The organism is Phenylobacterium sp. (genome assembly GCF_035944335.1).
GTDB lineage: Bacteria > Pseudomonadota > Alphaproteobacteria > Caulobacterales > Caulobacteraceae > Phenylobacterium.
Map to the genome: position 1 here is coordinate 1 of NZ_DASZBG010000021.1, position 3,603 is coordinate 3,603.

The 3,603-nt window shown below is 69.4% G+C and carries 4 protein-coding genes; all 4 read right to left on the minus strand.

Annotated elements, in window-relative coordinates; translation table 11 throughout:
- On the minus strand, window positions 1-698 hold a 698-nt coding region (locus tag VGT80_RS04900), incomplete at its 3' end, for an SDR family NAD(P)-dependent oxidoreductase (RefSeq protein ID WP_327453426.1).
- Window positions 699-770: 72 nt separating this feature from the next.
- Window positions 771-1,565, minus strand: coding sequence for a 3-hydroxybutyrate dehydrogenase (locus VGT80_RS04905; RefSeq protein ID WP_327453428.1), 795 nt, complete (start codon window positions 1,563-1,565; stop codon window positions 771-773).
- A complete protein-coding gene (yaaA, locus tag VGT80_RS04910) occupies window positions 1,558-2,364 on the minus strand; it encodes a peroxide stress protein YaaA (protein ID WP_327453430.1) in 807 nt (268 codons plus the stop codon). The genes VGT80_RS04905 and yaaA overlap by 8 nt, the downstream gene beginning before the upstream one ends.
- 42 nt (window positions 2,365-2,406) lie before the next feature.
- Window positions 2,407-3,603, minus strand: a 1,197-nt coding sequence (locus VGT80_RS04915; protein ID WP_327453432.1) for an FAD-binding oxidoreductase, incomplete at its 5' end; no start/stop codon positions are given.

A 3,603-nucleotide genomic window follows, 5' to 3' on the forward strand; every position in this document is an offset into this window, starting at 1 on the left:
CCGCCGAAGTCCTCCGGCTCGCCCCAGCGGCGGAAGGGCACGCGCTTGATCACCGCGTCGTTGAACTTGTCATTGTCCTGGGCGCCTTGGGTCATGTCGGTGGCGATCCAGCCCGGCAGGACGGCGTTGGCGCGCACGCCGTATCGCGCGTGCTCGACGGCGATGGCGCGGATCATCGAGATCACCGCCCCCTTGGTCGAGGCATAGGCTTCGTTGCGCGCCGCTCCGTCGATGGCCGAGAGCGACGAGGTGACGATCAGCGAGCCGCCGGGCTCTCCGGCGCCCGCCCGCTCGACCATGTGCTTGCAGGCTTCGCGGAAGGTGAAGAACACCCCATCGAGGTTCACCGAGAGCACCCGCCGGTAGGTCTCGGTGGAGAACTCGGCGAAGGACTTGGCGCCGCCGCCCACGCCGGCGTTGGCGATCACGGTGTCGAGGCGGCCCATCTTGGCCACCGCCTCGGCCATGCCGGCGACCACCTGGCCCTCGTCAGCGACGTTGATCTTCTGGGTCAGCACCTTGCGGCCGTGGCCCTTGAGCTGGCCTTCCGCGGCGGCGTTCTTGTCGGGGTTGGTGCCCCAGATGACCACGTCGGCGCCAGCCTGGGCCATGGCGTCGGCCATGCCGAGCCCGATGCCTGAGTTGCCGCCGGTGACCAGCGCCACCTTGCCCGTCAGGTCGAACGGCTTGTAGGCCATGGACACGCCTCCCTCGATTTCAAACACGCGTTGGGGCGAAAGGGGCAGGCTTACGGCGCGGAGGTCAAGGCCTCACGCCGCGGTCCAGCCGCCGTCGACGCTCAGCGCCGCGCCCGTGGTCGAGGCGCCCATGTCGGAGACCAGATAGAGCAGGAGGCCCGCCAGGTGGGGATATTCCACGAAGCTCTTGTTCGGCTGGGCGGCGAGGATCACCTCCTCGACCACGCGGTCGGCCGCGATGCCGCGGGCCTTGGCCTGGTCGGCGATCTGCGCCTCCACCAGCGGGGTCTTCACATAGCCGGGGCAGATGGCGTTGGCGGTGACGCCGAAGCGCGCCAGCTCCAGCGCTGTGGTCTTGGTGAAACCGACGATGCCGTGCTTGGCCGCCACATAGGCCGACTTGAAGGGCGAGGCGACCAGGCCGTGCGCCGAGGCCAGGTTGACGATGCGGCCGCGGCCCTGGACCTTCATGATCGGGATCGCGGCCCGCGTCGCGTGGAAGGCGCTGGTCAGGTTGATGGCGATGATCGCGTCCCACTTGTCGATCGGGAAGTCCTCGATGGCCGCGACGTGCTGGATACCGGCGTTGTTGAGCAGGATGTCCAGCCGGCCGAACTCGCGGTGCGCGAAGCCGATCATGTCGGCGATCTCGGCGGGCTTGGTCATGTCCGCGCCGTGATAGCGCACACGGACCCCGGCCTCCTTTTCCAGCGCGGCGCGCTCGGCCTCGATCTTGGCCGGATCGCCGAAGCCGTTGAGGACGATATCGACGCCCTGCGCCGCCAGCGCCTGGGCCATGGCCTGGCCGATCCCGCTGGTCGATCCGGTGACGACGGCGGCGTGACCCTTCAGCCCGTAATCAGGCATGGACGGCGGCCTTGCGCTGCTGGGCCACCGGCGGCGGCTGCGGCCGGGAGAAGGTGAATTCCTCGTCGGAGGATAGGCTGGCCACGAACCGGTAGCCCTCGGCGTCGAAGCCCTTCAGATCGGCGGCCCTGTCGATGCGGTTGTCGATGGCGTAGCGGGCCATCAGGCCGCGCGCCTTCTTGGCGAAGAACGAGATCATCCGCGCCTCGCCATCCTTCTCCTCCAGGAACCTCATCGTCAGCACCGGCAGGGTCAGCGCCTTGCGATCGACGGCGCCGAAATATTCGCCGCTCGCGCAGTTCACCAGCGTCTTGTCCTTCTGACCCTGGGCGGCCTCGTTCAACGCCTGACTGATACGCGGTCCCCAGAAGTCATAGAGGCTCTGGCCGCGGCGGGTCTTCAGCCTGACCCCCATCTCCAGCCGATAGGGCTGGATGGCGTCGAGCGGGCGCAGCACGCCGTAGAGGCCCGACAGGATCCGCACATGGTCCTGCGCCCAACCCAGCGCCTTCTTGTCCAGCGTGCGGGCCTTCAGCCCCAGATAGACGTCGCCGTTGAAGGCGAAGGCGGCCTGCAGCCCCTCGTCCGAGGCGGGATCGAAGGCCTGGAAGCGCTCGCGGTTCAGCTTCGCCAGGGCGTCCGACAGCGACATCATCCGCTTCAGGTCGCGCGCCGTCAGCCGCCGCGTGGACTTGGCCAGCTCGGCGGTCTGGTCGGCCAGTTGCGGCAGGCTCAAGGGCGCGCTCTCAGGCGCCCCCGTGAAGTCGAGCGCCTTGGACGGGGAGAGGACGATCAGCATGGCTTTCCTTTGGCGCGGCTTGCCCGGCAGAACAAGACTGCCTCAGAACAAGACCCGCGGGTTCATGATCCGCTTCGGGTCGAGCGCCGCGCGGATGGCCCGCATCGCCGCCACCTCGACGGGGCTCTTGTAGCGCAGGGCCTCGGCCGTCTTCATCGAGCCCAGCCCGTGCTCCGCGCTGATCGAGCCGCCCAGCGACACCACCAGGTCGTGGACGATGCGGCTGCCCGCGTCCCGCTTGGCCGAATACTCGGCATCGGAGCCGCCGTCGGACCGCAGCACGTCATAGTGGATGTTGCCGTCGCCGAGGTGGCCGAAGGCGGCGATCCGCGCGCCGGGGGCGAAGGCGTGCATGGCGGCCGTGGCCTCCTCGAGGAAGCGGCCGACCTGGCTCACCGGCACGGAGACATCGTGCTTCCAGGTTGCGCCCTCGGGCTTCTGGGCCGGCGACTGGTTCTCGCGGATCGCCCACAGCGCCTTGGCCTGGGTCTCAGTCTGGGCGACCACGGCGTCGGCGATCAGCCCAGCCTCCAGCCCCCCGCCCAGGAAGCGCTCCATGCCGGCCTCCGCCGCCCCCGGCTCGCCCCAGGCGAACTCGGCCAGCACATACCAGGGGTGCGAATGCTCCAACGGATCGCGCGTGCCGGGTATGTTGCGCAGGGCGAACTCGATGCCGAGCCGCCCCATCAGCTCGAAGGCCTCGACCGAGCCGCCGGTCTCGTCCTTGGCGCGGACCAGGAGCTTGATCGCGTCGGAAGGACTGCCCACCGCGATGAAGGCGACCGCGCGCGAGGCCATCTGCGGATAGAGCTTCAAGGCCGCGGCGGTGACCACGCCCAGCGTCCCCTCCGCCCCGATCAAAAGCTGCTTGAGGTCATAGCCGGTGTTGTCCTTGCGCAGGCGCTTGAGGCCATTCCAGACCTCGCCGGTCGGCAGCACGGCTTCCAGGCCGAGCACCAGACTTCGGGTCATGCCGTAGCGCAGCACCTGAGTGCCGCCGGCGTTCGTGGAGACCACGCCGCCCACCGTGGCCGAGCCCTCCGAGGCCAAGCCCAGCGGGAAGCGCCGGCGCTCGACCGCCGCCGCCGCATGCACCTGCGCCAAGGTCACGCCGGCCTCGGCCACGATCACGTCGTCGAAGGCGTCCAGGTCGCGGATGGCGCGCAGCCGCTCGGTGGAGAGCAGCACCTCGCCCTGCGGGATCTGTCCGCCGACCAGGCCGGTGTTGCCGCCTTGGGT

Excerpts from the sequence above, each read along its gene's own strand:
- VGT80_RS04905 (WP_327453428.1), bottom strand. The coding sequence starts at position 1,565 with ATGCCTGATTACGGGCTGAAGGGTCACGCCGCCGTCGTCACCGGATCG.
- yaaA (WP_327453430.1), bottom strand. The coding sequence starts at position 2,364 with ATGCTGATCGTCCTCTCCCCGTCCAAGGCGCTCGACTTCACGGGGGCG.